We start from the raw sequence: 18,358 nt of genomic DNA, 5'->3' as shown, positions 1-18,358 counted from the left end.
GCAATACTTGTAAAAATAACTATAATAGTTTGAATGTAAGCTATTTTTAGTGCAGGTGTTTCTATTACTTCTACATCTTCACCAGCACAAGTTGTATAACCATCAATTTTTACACAAATACCAAATCTATCGCCACCATTTTGAGTGGTATAATTAAAAATATTATAATCTCCAGCATTTTCATAAGCTTTAGCTACTGTAACTATATCTGGATTTTGCTCTCCACCAACTAATGATTTATCAGTTGATGCAAATACAGTATAAGCATGATCAAATACAAAAGTTCTTCCTGGTAATTCGTTAAATTTTTCTTGTAAGTCTTTAACTAAAACATCAATTGCTAATACCCCTATAAATTTACCATCTTTAATTAAAGGCATAGCATAGGTAAAACATGGCAATCCTGTTGTTGCATCAATATAAGCTGCTGTGATATATAAGCCATTTTTCTTTCTAGCTTCTATATAGAATTCTCTTGTGGTAGCATCGTAATTGTCAGCTTTTCCATAAATTCCATAGTCTAAGCCTTTACTATCGCTATCTGGATCGCTTACTATTAATTCTCCATTTGATTGAGCTATATAGACAGCCAAATAGCTGTTTATATCTCTAACGGTTTTAAGTAAATCACCTGTGTTTTCCATAAGCTTTTCTTGAGTATTAAGTTCGTTATATGGAAGTCTTAAAATAGCTTGAGAAAGTTGCTCTAAAGAATGAGTATGGAGACTTTTAAAATCTCTCATTGATTTTTCTGCAACTTTTACATAGTTAGTTTCAGCTTTAACCACCTCATGATTTAAAGCTTTTTTTGTAAAAATAAAGCTAATAATTCCAAGTACTATCAAACAGATGATAGCTATAACATTAGCAATTAATGAAATTTTTAATTTAATACTTTTCATTAAATAACCTCCTTTTTTTATTTGCAATGTTGAAATTTGGTTTTATTATAACATTAAAATCAAAAATGTACAAATATTATCTAAATGATAAATTTTTATATTAATGTTTTTAAGAGTTTAGAGCATGCTTGCGAGAGTATAGTATAAGTCTCATTAAAATCTCCGCTATACCAAGGATCAGGAACTTCATCGTATCCTAATTCTAAAGCATAAGAAGTGATTTTGTGAATTTTGTGTTTAAAATTTGGAAAATTTTTAACTATATCATTATAATTAGAATTATCCATAACGATAATAAGATCATTTTCTTCACACATTTTTAAGCTTAGCTTTTGACTGCAAAATGGCTTGGAGTTGATATTTTTACTATTTAACATGGCTTTGGTTTTATAGTGCATATCCTCTCCATCATGATAACCTGAAGTGCCTGCGCTAGAAACAATAAATTTATCGTTTAAATTTGCTTTTATTAAAAGATCTTTCATGATAAATTCAGCCATAGGGGAACGACAAATATTCCCTAAGCAAACAAAAATAATTTTAGTCATTTTTTCCTCAAAAATTGTGTAGTTTTTTCAAAATTATAGCAGTATTTCAAAATATTTTTTAAGATTAATTAAAACTAAGATATAATTTTTCATTAATGGGGAGCTTTTGCTGAGAGGAAGTTAGACTTCGACCCTTGAGAAGTTTGGTAATGCGAACTTTGAATTCTTGCAAAAACTTTCCTTTTTTATAAAAAAGGATAAAAATGATACAAGCAAAAACAAAAACTAAAATTCCTATCTTAACTATAGCAGGAAGTGATTGTAGTGGTGGAGCTGGCATACAAGCTGATTTAAAAACTTTCAGCGCTCATGATTTATTTGGTATGAGTGTAGTTTTAAGCGTTGTGGCTGAAAATACTGCAAGGGTGATTTCTTGTTTTGATATACCCACCAAGATAATAGATGAGCAAATGCTAGCAGTTTATGAAGATATAGAGCCAGCTGCTGTGAAAATTGGGATGCTAGGTTCAAAAGAAATTATAACTTGTGTAAAAGAAAATTTATTACGCTTTAAAGCCAAAAATGTAGTGATTGATCCTGTGATGTTTGCAAAAAATGGCTATGCTTTAATGCCTTTGGAAAATTGTCAGTTTTTTAAAGATGAAATTTTATCTTTAGCTGATGTACTTACGCCAAATATACCTGAGGCTGAATTTTTATGTGATTTTAAAATACTTAATGAAGAGGATATGAAAAAAGCTGCTATAAAGCTTTTCAAAGAAGGTGCAAAAAGTGTTTTGATTAAAGGTGGGCATAGTAAAGATAATACTAATGATGTTTTTTATGACGGAAAGAAATTTAGTATTTTTAAAGCAGAAAAAATCAACACAAAAAACACACATGGTACAGGTTGTACATTAAGTTCAGCTATAGCTAGTAATCTTGCCTTAGGTAAAGAAAAGCATGAAGCTATAAAGCTTGCTAAAGATTATGTATATGGGGCTATATTAAATTCCTTAGCACTTGGAAAAGGTTGTGGTCCAACAAATCATTTTTATCAATTTGATAAGGAATAAAAAATGATTAAAATAGTAAGAGAAAAAAATCCTTTGATTCATCATATTACTAATTATGTTACAGCTAATGATTGTGCGAATGTAACTATAGCAATGGGAGCAAGTGCTGCTATGGCTGATTTTTATGAAGAACAAACTGATTTTGCTAAAATAAGCTCAGCCTTAGTATTAAATACAGGCACTATTAATCAGCTTGTAGCAAATTCTATGCTAAAAGCAACCAAAGAATATGCTTTATTAAATAAACCTATAGTTTTTGATCCTGTTGCTTTGGGTGTGAGTAAGGCAAGAGATGGGATTAATTTTGAATTGCTTAATCTAAAAGGTATTAGTATTGTTAAAGCAAATGCGTCTGAAATGGCTAGTGTTATAGGTTTAGATGGTAAAGCAAGAGGGGTTGATAGTACTTTTGTAATTAATGATGAGTTTTTAGAAAAAGCTAGAGAATACTCATATAAAACTAAGCGTGTTTTAGCTATAACTGGAAAAATTGATTATATTATAAATCAAGAGCGCATTGTAAAAGTTTATAATGGCTCTATCATGGCTACTAAAATAACTGGAGCAGGTTGTATGTGTGCTTCTTTGTGTGGGGTTTTTGCAGGAGCATTAGAAGATAAATTTCAGGCTAGTTTATATGCTTTATTGAGTTTTGGCATAGCTAGTGAAATCGCTCAAGATCTTTCTAGTGGAAGTGGTAGTTTTAGAGTGAGTTTAATCGATGCTTTAAGTAATTTAAATGATGAAGAAATTAAAAAAAGAGCTAAATATGAAATCATTTAAAATTTATCTTGTTGCAAGCAAGGGTGAGAAAAGTGAAAGTGAGTTTTTAAATATTTTAGAAGCTTCTTTGAAAGCCAAGATTGATATTTTACAACTTAGGGAAAAAAATCTTAGCACTTTAGAATTTTATAATCTTGCTTTAAAAGTTAAAGCTTTGTGTGAAAAATATAATACGCCTTTTGTGATAAATGATAGAATCGATATAGCCATGGCTGTGAATGCAAATGGAGTGCATATAGGACAAAAGGATATGCCTTTAAAAAAAGTAAGAGAACTTTTAGGCGAAGATAAAATCATAGGACTTACGATCAATCATAAAAGCGAGCTTGCTAATACTCAAAGCGCTACTTATCTTGGAGTAGGGGCCGTTTTTGCTACTCCTAGTAAGCAAGATTGTGTTGTACTTGGTATAGATGGATTAAAAGAAATTACTAGTTTAAGTTCTTTACCTATTGTAGCTATAGGTGGGATAGATGAAACTAATTTAAATTTGCTTAAAGACTGTAATATACAAGGTATAGCTGTGGTTAGAGCAATAATGCAAGCAAGTGATCCTTATATGGCAACTTTAAATTTAAGATCAAGTTTTGATAAAACTTTTATAGGAAAATAATGATTTATTTTATAGGAGATAAAGAATTTGATGGCGTTAAGACTATAAGATTAAATGAAATCAAATTTCTTGATTTTGAAGTGAATTTAAAAGAATTTGATTGCTTGATCATTAGCTCTAAGAATGCATTAAAAGCATTAATGTCAAGTAAAAGTAAAATTAATTTTGATATTCAACTTTATGCTGTGGGGCAAAAAAGTGCTGATTTTGCAAAAGAACTTGGTTTTAAAAATATCAAATATCCTAGTAAAGCTTATGGTAAAAATTTAGCTAGCGAGTTTTTATCTGAGTTTAAAAATAAAAAATGTCTTTATTTAAGAGCTAAGAAAATTAGCTCAGGCCTTGATGAGGTTTTATTAAATGAAAATATCTCTTTAAAACAATTAATTGTTTATGAAAACGTAGCCATAGAGCCTAAAAAAGATGAGTTAAAAATACAACATCCTAGTGTTTTTATCTTTAGTGCTCCTTCAAGCATAGAGCAATTTTTGAAATTTTTTGCATTAAAAAACGAAGATAAAGTTGTAGTTATAGGTCAAAGTACAGCTTTAAAGCTCCATAATTTTAAAAATTTGTATATATGCAAAGAGCAAGATCTAAACTCTTGTTTGAAATTAGCTAAGAGTTTAGATTTTTAAAAGTATTATATAGTAAAATTGAAGCAATAAAAATCATACAAATATCGCCAACTAAAGTAGCTAGCCAAACTCCATTAATCCCTAAAAATTGCGTTAGTATAGATAAAGATAAAAATGGAAAAATAAGACTTTGGGAAATAGAAATTCCTAAAGAAAACAAAGGTTTATCAAGTGCTGTGAAAAATGAAGCGCAAAGTTTTCCAAACCAGGAAAATAAAAATGAAAAAGAAAAAAATATTAAGGCATTTTGTGCTATATGGATAAAATCTTGGTTGTTATCTTTGTTAAAAACATTTACTATAAGGTTATTGAAAAAATAAACAAATAAAAACACTATTGTGCTTATACCCCAAGAAGCAAAAAACATTCTTTTAAAAATAGCTTGAATTCTTGCAATATTTTTGTGTCCATAATTATAACTTAACGCAGGTTGCATAGCATCGCACATGGCCAAAACTAGCATGAAAACAAAAGTACTAAGATATAAAATCACTGAAAATGCTGCAACAGCTGTACTTCCAGAAAGTTCAAGCAAGAAAGCATTGGCTAAGATGGTATAAAAAGAGCTAGAAATATTAGAAAAAAATTCAGATGAGCCATTATAAAGTATATTTTTTAGTATTTGTAGCTTGATTATTGGCTTTTTAAATTTTAAAACTAAATCTTTAAAAACAAAAGGTAATATCCCCAAAACGCTTCCTAAAAACATACCTATGCAAGTTGCTAAAGCTGCTGAAAAAAGTCCCCAATCAAAAACCACTATAAAAAGCCAATCAAGAAAAATATTGCTCAAAGCAGTAACAACATTAACTACCATGCTATAAAAAGTTTTTCCACATATTCTAAGATAATTATCCATAGCAAAAGCTAACATTGTAAAGGGAGCAAAAACAGCAAAAATTTGCATATATTCAGTAGATAAGCTTTGAATATTCTCATCAGCTCCCATAAAAGCACTTAATGCTTTTGCTAAAAAAAATCCTAAAATTCCCATTAAGCAAGAAATTGCAAAAATAAGAACTATGCAAAAAGAAAAAATAGCCCTTGCTTTTTCAATTTTTCCTTTACCTAGATTAATTGCTATTTGCACCGATGAACCTATGGCTATCATGTCAGCTAAAGCAAAGCTTATCATGATAAAAGGCATCATTAAATTCATAGCAGCAAGCGCGTCTGAACCTAGATATTTTCCAACAAAAATTCCATCAATAATCACATAAAGATAAATAAAAGCCATACTAGCCATATTTGGCAGGGCGCATTTTATAAATAGTTTGGTAGGATTTAATGTAGTGTAAAAATTATGTATTGACATAGGTTTTCCTTATTAAAAATTATTTTATTTAGATTATGCAGATAAAATAAATTTAATAAAGAGATTCTATGCCTTCTATGATATCTTTAAAATACGGATCAACAATGATTATAAAAAAATCTCTAAAAAGCATTTATATCACCTAAATTTTAAAAATACAATAAATAAAAGAAATTATATTATAGTAGTGGTTATAAATTTCTTAATATAAAATTTAATAATTTTTATCCGATTTTTATAAACCCACAAAAAAAGGAGCAAGGATGCAAATAAATTCGTATTCACGTGTGGCAGTGGAGTCACAGATTAGCAATAGGAAGGCTGATTCGAATACTAAGCTTGAAGATGCCAATACTAAAAGCGCTAATAGCACAAAAGATATTGATGAGGATAAGCTTAGTAAGCTTGCTAGTATAGGCGGAAAAGGCATAACAGAACTTTATGCTATGAGTTTTATGCAACAAGCATTTAGCATGAGTTCATCTAATGGTCTATCTCAAGCTGGGATTTTTCAAGGAGCTCAGTCTAATGATTTTTTAACGGCTATTTTATCAAATGTAGATTTTAAAGCTATAGGATATGAAGGTAAAGATATACTTAGTTTAAATGCTGATGAGGCAAAAGAGCTTATTGGGGAAGATGGGTATTTTGGTGTAGCAAAAACATCTCAAAGATTGGCTGATTTTGTTATTAATGGAGCTGGTGATGATATGGAAAAACTTCAAAAAGGTTTAGAAGGTCTAAAAGCAGGATTTGCGCAAGCGGAAAAAATGTGGGGTGGCAAACTTCCTGATATCAGCTATGAAACAATTGATAAAGCTATTGAAAAAGTAACTCAAAAAATCAATGAATTGGGTGGAAATTCTTTAGATATCAATGCATAAATTTATATCCCTAGTTTTAAACTAGGGATTTAGTCTATTTTTAAAACGCTTAAAAATGCTTCTTGAGGTAAATGTACTTTGCCAATAGCTTTCATTCTTTTTTTACCTTCTTTTTGTTTTTCAAGAAGCTTTCTTTTTCTAGTAATATCCCCGCCATAGCATTTTGCAGTTACATTTTTACCCATAGATTTTACATTTTCTCTTGCGATGATTTTATTTCCAATGCTTGCTTGGATAGCAACTTCAAAAAGCTGTCTTGGGACGATTTCTTTCATCGCTTTTACTAGCTCCCTACCTTTGCTTAGTGCCTTTTCATTTGGCACTATGATGCTTAGTGCATCGACATTTTCACCGGCTACTTTAATATCAAGCTTTACAAGATCACCCACTCTAAATTCAATAGGCTCATAATCAAAACTAGCATAACCTTTGGTAAGTGATTTGAGTTTATCGTAAAAGTCCATAACGATTTCATTTAAAGGTATATCATACTCAAGTAAAACACGCTCAGGGGTGATATAATCCATCTTAACTTGCATACCACGTTTGCGATTTAAAAGAGTGATTAAATTTCCTAAATATTCGCTTGGGGTTATGATAGTTGCTTTTACATAAGGTTCTTTTATGTGATCGATTTTATTTACTGGAGGCAGCTCGCTTGGGTTTTGAATTTTTAAAACTTCTCCATCGGTTTGATAAATTTCATAAGTAACAGTTGGAGCAGTAGCAATCAAATCAAGGTTAAACTCACGCTCAAGTCTTTCTTTAATAACCTCCATATGTAAAAGACCTAAAAAACCAACTCTAAAACCAAACCCTAAAGCTAGCGATGTCTCAGGTTCATAGGTAATAGAACTATCATTGAGTTTTAATTTATCTAAAGCATCTCTTAAATCTTCAAATTTATCCGTTTCTATAGGATATAATCCTGCAAAAACAAAAGCTTTGGCTTTTTCAAAACCACCAATGGCTTCTTTTGCCTTATTTTTGGTTAGTGTTATGGTATCGCCTACTTGAACATCAGCAACATTTTTAAGTCCAAGCACGATAACACCTACTTCACCTGATTCTAATTTTTTGGTTTTTATAGGGCTTAATGGATGAGGATAAAAAAGATCTTGTACAAGATGTTTTTTATCTGTACTCATAACTAAAACTTCATCATTTTTAGCTATATTTCCCTCATAAATTCTAACCAAAGCCAAAGCTCCAAGATAATTATCAAACCAAGAATCATAAATTAAAGCTTTAGTAGGTGCTTCATCATCGGTTTTTGGCGCAGGAATTTTTATGATGATGGTTTCTATGAGTTCTTTTATACCTATACCTGTTTTTGCACTAACACAAATTGCATTTGAACAATCAATGCCTATAATATGTTCTATTTCGTGCTTAACTTTTTCTATATCAGCTGAAGGAAGATCTATTTTATTTATCACTGGTATGATTTCAAGATCGTTTTCTAAGGCTATATAAACATTGGCTATAGTTTGAGCTTCTACTCCTTGTGAAGCATCAACAACAAGCAAAGCTCCCTCGCAACTTGCCAAAGAGCGACTTACTTCATAGGAAAAATCAACATGACCTGGAGTATCTATTAAATTTAATACATATTCTTCGTTATTAAGTTTATAATTTAAACGCACAGATTGAGCTTTTATAGTTATACCACGCTCTTTTTCTATATCCATAGTATCCATTACTTGGGCGCTCATTTGTCTGTCACTAATTGCACCACATTCGCTGATAATTCTATCGGCTAATGTACTTTTTCCATGATCAATATGAGCTATAATAGAGAAATTTCTAATATTTTTCATCAAAAAACCTTAAGATTGTCTCATTTTTCTTTTTGCTAAACCTATTTGCTCATAAGCATCTATTTCGTTTTTTAAAGTTTTATATCTTTTTTTTAATTCATTATTTAAAAACGAAATATTCTTAGGAGTGGCATTGGCATTTGCTGAAATAGCACTAATAAAATCAAGTTTTCTTTTAGTGGCGCTATCTTTTGGATTAGATCCTAATTTTTGTGAATTTAAAAACTGCAAAATCAAAGCTTGAATTTCTTGAGAATTTTTTGCATCATTAGCTTTAGATATAAAATCTTCAATGTTAATTATTTTTGGAGTTTTAGTGATATTTGATTTATTGGTGTTTTTATCTTTGTGTGTAAAAAATAAAACTAAAAGAATTCCAAGTATAATAACAATAACTAAAGCAATAATCAAAAATACAAAAAGAGAATTATTCATTTAAAACTTTCCTATAATTTTTTTGCATAAGATTTTTTGAAATAACTTGCTATGCTTAATGCCACCATAAATAAAAAGCCCCAATACACATAATCAGGAATTTTTACTGAATCTCCTGCTGCGTAAGAGTGCATACCAGTTAAAAAGTAATTTACTCCAAAATAAGTCATAATAATCACCCAGTATGCAAACATAGAGCAAACTGCAAAAGTGTATTGATTTGCCCATTTTGGCACCATTCTAATGTGTAAAATAGCCGCATAAACTAAAATACTAATTAAAGCCCAAGTTTCCTTAGAATCCCAACTCCAATATCTTCCCCAGCTTTCATTTGCCCATATAGCACCTAAGAAATTTCCAACTGTAAGTAAGCAAAGTCCCAAGATCATAGCCATTTCATTAATTCTTGTTGCTTCTGTAATATTTCTTAAAATATTTTCATTATGCTTACCATTGATTTTTAGAATGCATAGTAAAACAAGTACAAATATGCCTAATAATGCACATAGTCCTAAAAATCCATAGCTAGCAGTAATAACTGAAACATGTATAGTTAGCCAGTATGATTGCAACACAGGAACTAAGTTGGTAATTTGTGGATCCATTTGGCTAAGATGAGCTACACCTAAAGTAACCCCTGCTAAAATAGAAGTTAAAGAAAGTGCAATAGGGCTTTTTCTGGAAAAGAAAATTCCAGATAATGATAAAGCCCAAGCTATATAAACCATACTCTCATAAGCATTGCTCCATGGTGCACGACCTGCTATATACCAACGCAAAGCCAAACCTAAAGTATGGATGAAAAATGCCACGATATTAAATACATAAACACATTTAAAAATAAAATCAATGCGTATTTTTGGCAGCAGCATCTTAACAAAAACTATAATCAAAAGTAAAAATCCAGCACATAAATAAAGCGGAGCAAGATTTACAAAAATTTGACTTTTATTGAAAAAGATTTCTGTGTTAATTTTTTTAGCACTAGGCATAACTTCATGGCCGTATTTTTCTTGGTAATTTTTGATAGCATTTAAGTTTTTAGTTGCTTCATTCCAGTTATTATGTACAATGGAATTACTAACTGCATTAAAATAGTTTTCTAAAATACTTTTAACTTCTGCACCTTCTTCACCTTTTAATCCTATATAAGCTTCACGTGGTGCTATCCATTGATTATTTGTGCTATTTTGTAAAGGAATAAATCTAAAAATATCACCTGAGAAAATTAAATTTACAATATTAACCCTTTCATCAAGCTTGATGATTTCTTTATCAAAAACACTTCTGCGATTCGGATTTTTTCTATTAGCATTTTCTACATATTTTTGTAGTTTATATGAATCTGTAGTGAAAAAATCTTTAAAACTAGTATAGGCTCTAGGCTCAATTTCTAAAATTTTAGAAATTTCTTCATTAATCAAACGACTGCTTGGCATAAAAATAATATCTTTATCATACCATGCACTACCATCAAAAATCATTGATATGATTGTTGCTTCAGCACTTTGTCCTTGGAAGGTCGTTGTTTTATGTATTTTTTCTAAAACTTCCATGGCTAAAGTATTAAAAGGAACCATTCTACCATCAGGCTTTTGCACTATCAAAGAAGCAAGTTCTTTAGCGTGTGCTTCATCTACCTTGATAGGCTCATTTGCGTAAGTATTTTGGCCTGCAAATAAAACTAATATAAAAGCCAAAATAGCACTTGTTTTTTTTAGGGTGTCTTGATTGATTAATTTAGCTAAGGTTCTAAATCTTGAATGAGGATTTAAAATATTTAAAAACATTCCTAATGTGAGTAAAAAATATCCTATATATGTAGGAATTTTACCCGGATCTTTATTGACTGAAAGTATGGTGCCAAGTTCATCTTGATCGTATGAGCTTTGGTAAAATCTATAACCTTGATAATCTAAAACATTATTCATGAAAATTTTATATTCTAGTTTCTTATCAGCATTGTCAATTTCTACATAACTTGCATAAGACATAGGCGACATTGAGCCAGGATAGCGTTCTAATTCAAAGTCTTTTAGGTACATTTCAAATGGCATTTCTATTCCTTTAGGACCCCATCTTAAAAAGAAAGGTTGACCTGCTACATCAATACGGATAGGCGAGTTGTATTCTACTAGGAAAACTTCTTTGGATTCTCCTTTATAGCTTAATTTTAATTTTAAAGCATTAATAGCATTATCTGAAAGTTGAGTTGGCATATATTTAGTGCTTTGTGCAAAATCTTTGAAATTATTTAATAAAGAATTATTCCAGTATTTTGCCTCACCAAATAAAGAAATCAAAGCATTGCGTCCTAGCTCTATCCAACTATTTTTAAACCAAGTAAAAAAGCTTTCATCTTGAGCTTGATTGATACCTTCTAAAGTTTTTTTGCCATGCAAGGAAGCAAATTTAACCACTAAATTAATATCATTAAAAGAATATAATCTTAAATCTTTAGCTTGTGTTTTTTGATTTGCTTTTAAAATATTTTCTTTGCCATCACTCATTGACATGTATTTTAAATCAAAATCAGCACTAAGTTTTAAATCTTTATCGATTTTTATATAAGGACTTGGAACAGAGTCATTTAAAAATGCTATATTAACGCCGTTGATATTTTCAATATCTCCTGCTTGAAAAAGCAATTCTTTAGATTCGTTATTTTGTGAAAGCATTAAAGATAAAAGTGGAGCAGAATTATTATCATCAATATAAACTTCTTTTGCATCTAAGATTAAATTTTCATATGCAATTCGAGCTTTTTCATCAGGCAAGATTAAATCAAATGAAAAATCATTTACAAAAGGCAGGGTTGCAATATATTCAGATTTTGAAGCACTATATACTTTATCATCTTTTAAGGTTGCTATGTAAATATAACTTTTTGAAGTTTCAATAATATTGTTTTTTTCATTTTCTCTAATGTGTAAATTTCCCTCAAATCCCATATACCTAGTCATCGCTGAGCCTAGTAATATAAATAAAAATGAGATATGAAAGATTAAAAGTGGTATTTTTTTCTTATTAAACATTTTGTATTTAAAAAGAGCTGCTAAAAGATTAATCCCTAGTATGAGTTGTATAAAGCCAAACCAAGAAGAGCCATAGATCATCGCCCAAGCTGTTGGTGTATTATAAGCACTTTCTATGAAAGTAGCTAGGGCGCAAAATAGGGCAAAAATTAAAAACAAAAAAATAGAAATTTTTATATCCCCAAAAGCTAAAAGTTGTTTTTTCATGAATTAAGCTCCAAGGTATTTTTTTCTAATCTCATCATTGCCGATAAGATCTTTTGCAGGTGCATGCATAGCAATTTTGCCATTTTCCAAAACATAAGCATAATCGCTGATTTTTAAAGCTGAAAATGCATTTTGCTCTACTAATAAAATGGTGATTCCTTCTTCTTTTAATTTGACTATAATATCAAAAACTTCTCCAACTATTTTTGGAGCAAGACCTAATGAAGGCTCATCAAGCATTAAAAGTTTTGGCTCACTCATGAGTGCTCTTGAGATAGCTAACATTTGAGCTTCTCCGCCACTTAGAGTTCCTGCAAGGGCATTTTTTTTATCTTTTAATCTTGGGAAAAGTCTATACATTTGATTTTTTAAATGCTCATAATTTTCTGCATTATTAAAAGCACCAATTTTTAAATTTTCCTCTATAGTAAGATTGATAAAAACTCTTCTTCCCTCAGGTACTAAAGCAATGCCTTTTTGAACTAGAGTGTGTGGTAAATGTCTTTGAGTGTCATAACCTAGAAAAGTTACCTCGCCAGTTTTTTTAACACAATTTAGCATAGCATTAAGTGTTGAGGTTTTTCCTGCACCATTTGAGCCTATTAAGCTAACTATACTTCCTGTTTTTATAGTAAAATCAATACCTTTAACAGCTTCAATCAAACCATAATAAACATGTAAATCTTTAACTACTAGCATTAAAATCTCCCAAATATGCACTAATTACTTCAGGGTTTTGCACCGCATCGTTTGGTTTTCCCTCAAAAATGGTCTTACCATAATCAAGCACCATAACTCTATCACAAAGCTTATTTACAAATTTCATATCATGCTCTATAAGTAAAACACTAATTTTTTTATTATCTCTTATGTCAAAAATTAACTCAGCCAAATCATCACTTTCTGTAGAATTCATACCTGCTGCAGGCTCATCTAGCAATAAAAGTTTAGGGTTTGTTGCTAAAGCTCTTGCTATTTCAACTTTTCTTTGCTGACCATAGCTTAAACTAGTAGCTTTTTCATCAGCCAAATGAGCAATATTGAGTTGTTCTAAAATTTCATAAGCTGCTTTTTTTGCATTTTTTTCTGCTTTGGAAAATCTTCCAAGATGTAAAAAGGCTTCGAAAATATTATATTTAATACTCTTATCAAAACCAATCAATACATTTTCTAAAACACTCATGCTTGAAAAAAGTCTTATGTTTTGAAAAGTTCTTGCTATACCTAGGTGAACTATTTTGTGTGGTTTTAAATGATCAATTTTTTTTCCTAGAAAAAAGACTTCCCCGCTACTTGGCTTATAATTTCCTGTAATAATATTAAATAACGTAGTTTTTCCTGCGCCATTTGGGCCTATAAGTCCAAAAATTTCACTTTCTTTAATGGCAAATGAGGTATTAGCTATGGCGCTAACTCCACCAAAATTTTTATGAATTTCTTTAAGCTCTAAAATCATTTTTTCTTCCTTTTAGAAAACTTAAATAAAACATCTGTTAATTCTTTATCTCCCATTATTCCTCTTCTTGCAAAAAGCATTACCAAGATCAATACAATGGAAAATACAACCATTCTAAGACCAGGCATAGCAGGGGTTTCATAACCAAAAATATTCATACTTTCATCTAAAAATCTTAAATACTCGCTTCCACCTATTACTAAAATAGCTCCAATAATAGCACCAGTAGTTGAACCTAAACCACCTAAAACAATGATGATTAAAAGTTGGAAGGTAAATAAAAAGTCAAATTGCTCAGGGGAAACTGAAGCTAGCGCACAAGCAAGCAAGCCTCCCCCAACACCTTCTAAAAACGCTGAAGTGCTAAAGGCTAAGGTTTTAATATTAAAGGTATTTATACCCATTGCTAATGCTGCATCTTCATCATCTCTTACAGCTTTCATGGCTCTACCAAATTTTGAACTAACAATGTTTAAGATGATAACAACTGAAAATATAGCAATCCCACCACTCCAGTATAAAGTAGTGTGTTTAGGAATGTCGTTTAAGCCTAAAGAGCCATTTGTAACAGAAGCAAAGTTAATCGCCATAAGTTTAATGATAATACCAAAACCTAGTGTTACAATAGCTAAATAATCCCCTCTAACTCTAAATACTGCAAAAGCCAAAACTAAAGATAAAAGCATAGCGCAAAGTCCAGCAGCAAGTAAAGCCACAATAAAACTTGGTGAATGAATCATCAAAATAAAGCTACTTGGATCTTCTAAAGAAAACTGGTCGATTTTGCTTTCACTTGTAAGTAAAACTAAGGCTGCAACATAGGCTCCTATGGCTACAAAGCCATTTGGTTCTAGTGAAAATTGTCCTGTAACCCCGTTGATAAGATTATAGCTTACTGCTAAGATAACAAAAATAGCAATATTGCTTAAAATTCCTATTTTATAATCATTGAAAAAATAAGGAGATATAAAAAGAAAAGCAAGTGCTATGATAAAAAAACTTAAATGTGTAATTTTTCTTGCAACCATCTTAAAACCTACTTTTTTCAAAATTTATGCCCAAAATTCCAGTTGGTTTAAAAAGCAAAATCAATACTAAAAAGATAAACGCAAAAGCATCTTTAAAACCAGAAAGATCAGGGAAAATAGCAACTACAACAACTTCTGTAAATCCTATAATCAAACCACCTAATACCGCTCCAGCAACCGAACCAATACCACCTAAAACAGCAGCGCCAAATGCCTTAAGTCCTATAAGAGTTCCCATGCTAGGCTCAACAGAAGGATAATTAACAGCCCAAAAAATACCACCAATAGCGGCTAAAGCTGAGCCTAGTGCAAATACAATAGCGATAATACGATTTGCGTCAATTCCCATTAAATTTACAGTATGAATGTCAAAAGCTAAAGCTCTAATAGCAATGCCATATTTGCTTTTATAAAGTATGAATAAAACCACTAATAGTATAAAAAATGTCAAAATAGGTACTAAAATACTATTAATGCTAATGCTGATATTATTAAAATTAATCACTGTCTCAAGATAACTTGGCACAGGAAAATATTTTGGTGTTGAGCCAAATAAGACATTAAATACATTTTGTATTAAAAAGCTTATGCCTATAGCTGTAATAAGTAAAGAAATTCTAGGTGCTTTTCTTAAAGGTTTATAAGCTACTCTATCAATAGCTATACCTAAAGCTGCTGCAAATAACATAGCCAAAGAAAGAGCTCCTAAAAAAGGCACATTCATACTTGTGACACAAAATAAAGCTGAGTATGCTCCTACCATCATGATATCGCCATGTGCAAAATTAATCAATCTTAAAACACCATAGACCATTGTATAGCCTATGGCAATAAGTGCATACATGCTACCTAAGCTAAAACCATTTATAATTTGCTGTAAAATTAAAGAACTATCCATTGAACCTCTTAAAATTTTATTTACGGAAGAATCGTATCTTTATAAATTTGTTTTTGATTTTCTATTGATTTTATAACAATTGAACGCGTAGCATTGCCTGTTTTATCAATGCTAATTACTCCGCTAACACCTTCAAATTTTGAAGTAGCGTGGATATTGTTATTGATACATTCACTGTTAAAATCATTAACACATTTTTGCATAGCTTCAAAAATCACAAAATACGCATCTGCACCCATAGCTGTGAAATTTGGAACTTCTTTGCTTTGTTTTTCTTTTTCATAGGCTAGTATGAAGTCTTTTGAAAGTTGTGTTGGTGGGTTGTTATAATCAAAGCTATCGGTAAATAAATATCCTTCTGCAGCATCTTGAGCTAAATTAATAAAGGTTTCATCAGCAACTCCATCTGCTGAACCCATAGGGATATTTATACCCATTGCTTTTGCTTGTCTTACAAATAAAGAAGCTTCGGTATAATATACTGGAAGATAAATAAAATCAGGTTTTAAATTTTTAATTTGTGAAAGAATAGCTTTAAAGTCTTTATCGCCTGCTGTGATTCTAAATTTATCTAAAATTTTTCCACCTTGCTTGCTAAATTCTTTTTCAAAAGCTCTAGTTAAACCCAAAGAATAATCCGCGCTTTGATCGCTAATTATCACAGCTTTAGTATAGTTAAGTTTATTTTTTACATAATTAGCTAAAGATGAGCCTTGAAAGCTATCCATAAAACAAACTCTACTAGCATATAATTTTTTATTTAAAATTTTATCAGCAGTAGCTGCAGGAGCAACCACTGGGATCTTTTTTTCTTCGCCAATTCTTATCACTTGCAAAGTATTAGCTGTTAACATTTCACCAATTAGCGCATAAGCTTTGTTTTGCGAAACTAATCTTGTGCTAGCATTGGCACTTTCTATTTTATCACCTTTTGTATCAACTACTACTAAATTTACTTTATCTCCATTACTTAGAGTGTTTTTCATGGAATTTGCAATTTTCACTCCATCTAAAGCACTTTGTCCATATGCTGCTGTAGAACCTGTTAGAGGTAAAACTACGCCAATGTTGATTTCTTTTGCTTGTATAATATTGCAAGCTATGACAGATAATATAGCTATACTAATTTTTTTCATAGTTTACCTTTCAAGGATTGATAATAGTTTTATATACTTGTTTTTGATCTTGTATTTCTTTTATAACTACAGAACGACTCGCATTACCACTAGCATCTATGCTTATAACCCCACCCACACCTTCAAAATTACTAGTTGAGTGAATTTTTTCATTAATGCATTGTGCATTAAGATTACTAGTACATTCATTCATTGCATTTACCATTACATAATAGGCATCAGCTCCCATAGCAGAAAATGCTGGAAGCTCTTTGGTGCCATGATCTTTTTCATAAGCATTGATGAAATTTTTAGACAAAGCTGTTGGAGGATTGTTATAATCAAAACTATCAGTAAATACTACTCCATTTACAGCATCTCCACCAAGCTCTATAAATGTTTTATTATTTACCCCATCTCCTGCGCTTAAAAGTTTGTTAAATCCAACCGCTTTTGCTTGTCTTGCTATTAAGGCAGCTTCTGGGTGATAAATTGGCATGTAAACAAAGTCTGGATTGATACTTTTAAGTTGAGAAACAATAGCTTTAAAGTCTTTATCGCCTGAAGAAATGGTTAATTTTTTAAGTACTTTTCCACCATTTTGCTTAAATTCTTTTTCAAAAGCTCTTGCTAGACCCAATGAATATACATTGCTTTGATCAACTATAACAACCACGCTTTTTAAATTTAAATTTTTATAGGCATAATTAGCAAATTTATCTCCTTGAAAACTATCCATAAAGCAAACTCTACTAGCATAGCTCTTTTTATCTAAAAGCTTATCACCTGAGGCAACTGGAGCTATAGCAGGAACTTTTCTTTCTTCGGCTATGGATAAAACTTGCATGGTATTTGGCGTAACAGCTTCGCCTATAAGCCCTAAAACTTTATCTTGAGAGATAAGTCTAGTAGTAGCATTTGCTGCTTCTATTTTATCACCTTTGGTATCAATAGCTATAATTTTAATACTATCTCCATTTTTTAAATTCGGGTTTAAAGTATTGGCTAGTTTAATACCCTCATATACATCATTACCATAGGCTGCTAAAGTGCCAGTAAGCGGTAAAACAACCCCTATTTTTACCTCTGCAGCATAAATTGAACTAGCACAAAGTAAGCTAGCTAACAGTAGATTTTTTTTCATGAAAACTCCTTTTTTTGTTATTTTAAAAATGTATTGTGTTTAGTTTTTGGTGCTGGCTCTTCTTCTAAAAGATCTTTTTGATTAAGCTCTATAGAAAAATTTTGTCCTTTTAAATAAGCTATGATGTGGTTCATATCACTATCACTTAATTTTTTAGCATACAAACTCATTTGGATATTATCGCTTGATTGATTTTTAAAATATCCATTAGCATAATCTTTCAAAGCACCTTTGATTTCTTCTGGATTTAAGTCTTTAAGAGCTCTTTTACCATAAGAATTTTTTTCTCCGTTCTCTCCATGACAAGTATTACATTTATTTTTAAAATATATTTCTTTAGCTTTTTCTAAGTCATAACTAATGTTATCATTAAAAGTATAAGTAAATAAAGATTTTACATTAAAAGCTAATAGTGAATTAAAAAATAAAACACTTACAATAAACAAGCGCAACATAAATATAACCTTTTTTAATATATAAATAAAGCTCGATTATATCTAAAAAAAATAAATAATCTCACT

Annotated in this window: 18 protein-coding genes; 5 read left to right on the top strand and 13 right to left on the bottom strand. The window is 30.6% G+C overall.

All coding sequences use genetic code 11. The features are described 5' to 3' along the window. Both L8U00_RS07505 and L8U00_RS07500 read right to left on the bottom strand, forming a co-directional pair. On the bottom strand, nt 1–902 hold a 902-nt coding region (locus L8U00_RS07505), incomplete at its 3' end, for a PDC sensor domain-containing protein (protein WP_263709076.1). Between the two features lie 95 nt (nt 903–997). Further along, a complete protein-coding gene (locus L8U00_RS07500) occupies nt 998–1,450 on the bottom strand; it encodes a low molecular weight protein-tyrosine-phosphatase (RefSeq protein ID WP_263709075.1) in 453 nt (150 codons plus the stop codon). A 206-nt stretch (nt 1,451–1,656) separates the two neighbouring features. Between L8U00_RS07500 and thiD the strand changes: the two genes are divergently transcribed. Genes thiD through L8U00_RS07480 form a run of 4 tightly spaced genes read left to right on the top strand, consistent with a single transcriptional unit; the run spans nt 1,657 to nt 4,500 of the window. Continuing rightward, nucleotides 1,657–2,466 (top strand): bifunctional hydroxymethylpyrimidine kinase/phosphomethylpyrimidine kinase, encoded by an 810-nt coding sequence (gene thiD / locus L8U00_RS07495; protein WP_263679696.1) that lies wholly within the window; start codon nt 1,657–1,659, stop codon nt 2,464–2,466. 3 nt (nt 2,467–2,469) lie between these two features. Further along, on the top strand, nt 2,470–3,249 hold the full coding sequence (gene thiM, locus L8U00_RS07490; RefSeq protein ID WP_263709074.1) for a hydroxyethylthiazole kinase: 780 nt from the start codon (nt 2,470–2,472) through the stop codon (nt 3,247–3,249). Beyond that, nucleotides 3,236–3,862 (top strand): thiamine phosphate synthase, encoded by a 627-nt coding sequence (gene thiE, locus L8U00_RS07485; RefSeq protein ID WP_263709073.1) that lies wholly within the window; start codon nt 3,236–3,238, stop codon nt 3,860–3,862. Before thiM ends, thiE begins: the two co-directional genes overlap by 14 nt. After that, nucleotides 3,859–4,500, top strand: coding sequence for a uroporphyrinogen-III synthase (locus tag L8U00_RS07480; protein WP_263709077.1), 642 nt, complete (start codon nt 3,859–3,861; stop codon nt 4,498–4,500). The genes thiE and L8U00_RS07480 overlap by 4 nt, the downstream gene beginning before the upstream one ends. On the opposite strand, the gene L8U00_RS07475 is transcribed toward L8U00_RS07480, so the two are convergent. Beyond that, complete coding sequence (locus L8U00_RS07475) at nt 4,481–5,809, bottom strand: MATE family efflux transporter (protein ID WP_318529523.1); 1,329 nt, start codon at nt 5,807–5,809, stop codon at nt 4,481–4,483. The genes L8U00_RS07480 and L8U00_RS07475 overlap by 20 nt on opposite strands. Nucleotides 5,810–6,078: 269 nt before the next feature. Between L8U00_RS07475 and L8U00_RS07470 the strand changes: the two genes are divergently transcribed. Further along, on the top strand, nt 6,079–6,699 hold the full coding sequence (locus tag L8U00_RS07470; RefSeq protein ID WP_263709071.1) for a hypothetical protein: 621 nt from the start codon (nt 6,079–6,081) through the stop codon (nt 6,697–6,699). A 29-nt stretch (nt 6,700–6,728) separates the two neighbouring features. Here L8U00_RS07470 and lepA read toward each other — a convergent pair whose 3' ends face one another. The 10 genes from lepA to L8U00_RS07420 are packed head-to-tail and all read right to left on the bottom strand — an operon-like array spanning nt 6,729 to nt 18,292. Further along, a complete protein-coding gene (gene lepA / locus L8U00_RS07465) occupies nt 6,729–8,519 on the bottom strand; it encodes a translation elongation factor 4 (protein ID WP_263709070.1) in 1,791 nt (596 codons plus the stop codon). A gap of 9 nt (nt 8,520–8,528) precedes the next feature. After that, a complete protein-coding gene (locus L8U00_RS07460) occupies nt 8,529–8,954 on the bottom strand; it encodes a hypothetical protein (protein WP_263664243.1) in 426 nt (141 codons plus the stop codon). An 11-nt stretch (nt 8,955–8,965) separates the two neighbouring features. Then, entirely contained in the window at nt 8,966–12,196 is a 3,231-nt protein-coding gene (ccsB, locus tag L8U00_RS07455; RefSeq protein WP_263709069.1) for a c-type cytochrome biogenesis protein CcsB, read from the bottom strand. 3 nt (nt 12,197–12,199) lie between these two features. Then, a complete protein-coding gene (locus tag L8U00_RS07450) occupies nt 12,200–12,895 on the bottom strand; it encodes a high-affinity branched-chain amino acid transporter, ATP-binding protein (protein WP_039618807.1) in 696 nt (231 codons plus the stop codon). Then, complete coding sequence (locus tag L8U00_RS07445) at nt 12,882–13,652, bottom strand: ABC transporter ATP-binding protein (protein WP_263664241.1); 771 nt, start codon at nt 13,650–13,652, stop codon at nt 12,882–12,884. Before L8U00_RS07445 ends, L8U00_RS07450 begins: the two co-directional genes overlap by 14 nt. Then, nucleotides 13,649–14,680, bottom strand: a complete 1,032-nt coding sequence (locus tag L8U00_RS07440; RefSeq protein WP_263679679.1) for a branched-chain amino acid ABC transporter permease — start codon at nt 14,678–14,680, stop codon at nt 13,649–13,651. The genes L8U00_RS07445 and L8U00_RS07440 overlap by 4 nt, the downstream gene beginning before the upstream one ends. 1 nt (nt 14,681) lies before the next feature. Next, on the bottom strand, nt 14,682–15,578 hold the full coding sequence (locus L8U00_RS07435) for a branched-chain amino acid ABC transporter permease (RefSeq protein ID WP_263709068.1): 897 nt from the start codon (nt 15,576–15,578) through the stop codon (nt 14,682–14,684). A 20-nt stretch (nt 15,579–15,598) separates the two neighbouring features. Next, on the bottom strand, nt 15,599–16,714 hold the full coding sequence (locus L8U00_RS07430; protein WP_263709067.1) for an ABC transporter substrate-binding protein: 1,116 nt from the start codon (nt 16,712–16,714) through the stop codon (nt 15,599–15,601). Between the two features lie 10 nt (nt 16,715–16,724). Beyond that, the gene (locus tag L8U00_RS07425) at nt 16,725–17,837 is read right to left on the bottom strand and encodes an ABC transporter substrate-binding protein (protein WP_263709066.1); all 1,113 of its coding nucleotides are present in this window, start codon (nt 17,835–17,837) and stop codon (nt 16,725–16,727) included. Between the two features lie 17 nt (nt 17,838–17,854). Beyond that, a complete protein-coding gene (locus L8U00_RS07420) occupies nt 17,855–18,292 on the bottom strand; it encodes a c-type cytochrome (RefSeq protein WP_263709065.1) in 438 nt (145 codons plus the stop codon). Nucleotides 18,293–18,358 lie beyond the last annotated feature (66 nt).

This window comes from Campylobacter sp. IFREMER_LSEM_CL2256 (assembly GCF_025771645.1).
Classification (GTDB): Bacteria; Campylobacterota; Campylobacteria; order Campylobacterales; family Campylobacteraceae; genus Campylobacter_D.
This window is presented reverse-complemented; position numbering and strand designations above follow the sequence as displayed.

What these genes read in the sequence shown, in the direction of transcription:
- L8U00_RS07430 (WP_263709067.1), bottom strand. Translation starts at nt 16,714, where the DNA reads ATGAAAAAAATTAGTATAGCTATATTATCTGTCATAGCTTGCAATATT.
- L8U00_RS07500 (WP_263709075.1), bottom strand. Translation starts at nt 1,450, where the DNA reads ATGACTAAAATTATTTTTGTTTGCTTAGGGAATATTTGTCGTTCCCCT.
- L8U00_RS07450 (WP_039618807.1), bottom strand. Translation starts at nt 12,895, where the DNA reads ATGCTAGTAGTTAAAGATTTACATGTTTATTATGGTTTGATTGAAGCT.
- L8U00_RS07425 (WP_263709066.1), bottom strand. Translation starts at nt 17,837, where the DNA reads ATGAAAAAAAATCTACTGTTAGCTAGCTTACTTTGTGCTAGTTCAATT.
- ccsB (WP_263709069.1), bottom strand. Translation starts at nt 12,196, where the DNA reads ATGAAAAAACAACTTTTAGCTTTTGGGGATATAAAAATTTCTATTTTT.
- L8U00_RS07420 (WP_263709065.1), bottom strand. Translation starts at nt 18,292, where the DNA reads ATGTTGCGCTTGTTTATTGTAAGTGTTTTATTTTTTAATTCACTATTA.
- thiE (WP_263709073.1), top strand. Translation starts at nt 3,236, where the DNA reads ATGAAATCATTTAAAATTTATCTTGTTGCAAGCAAGGGTGAGAAAAGT.
- L8U00_RS07440 (WP_263679679.1), bottom strand. Translation starts at nt 14,680, where the DNA reads ATGGTTGCAAGAAAAATTACACATTTAAGTTTTTTTATCATAGCACTT.
- thiM (WP_263709074.1), top strand. Translation starts at nt 2,470, where the DNA reads ATGATTAAAATAGTAAGAGAAAAAAATCCTTTGATTCATCATATTACT.
- L8U00_RS07435 (WP_263709068.1), bottom strand. Translation starts at nt 15,578, where the DNA reads ATGGATAGTTCTTTAATTTTACAGCAAATTATAAATGGTTTTAGCTTA.
- L8U00_RS07470 (WP_263709071.1), top strand. Translation starts at nt 6,079, where the DNA reads ATGCAAATAAATTCGTATTCACGTGTGGCAGTGGAGTCACAGATTAGC.
- L8U00_RS07445 (WP_263664241.1), bottom strand. Translation starts at nt 13,652, where the DNA reads ATGATTTTAGAGCTTAAAGAAATTCATAAAAATTTTGGTGGAGTTAGC.
- L8U00_RS07460 (WP_263664243.1), bottom strand. Translation starts at nt 8,954, where the DNA reads ATGAATAATTCTCTTTTTGTATTTTTGATTATTGCTTTAGTTATTGTT.
- lepA (WP_263709070.1), bottom strand. Translation starts at nt 8,519, where the DNA reads ATGAAAAATATTAGAAATTTCTCTATTATAGCTCATATTGATCATGGA.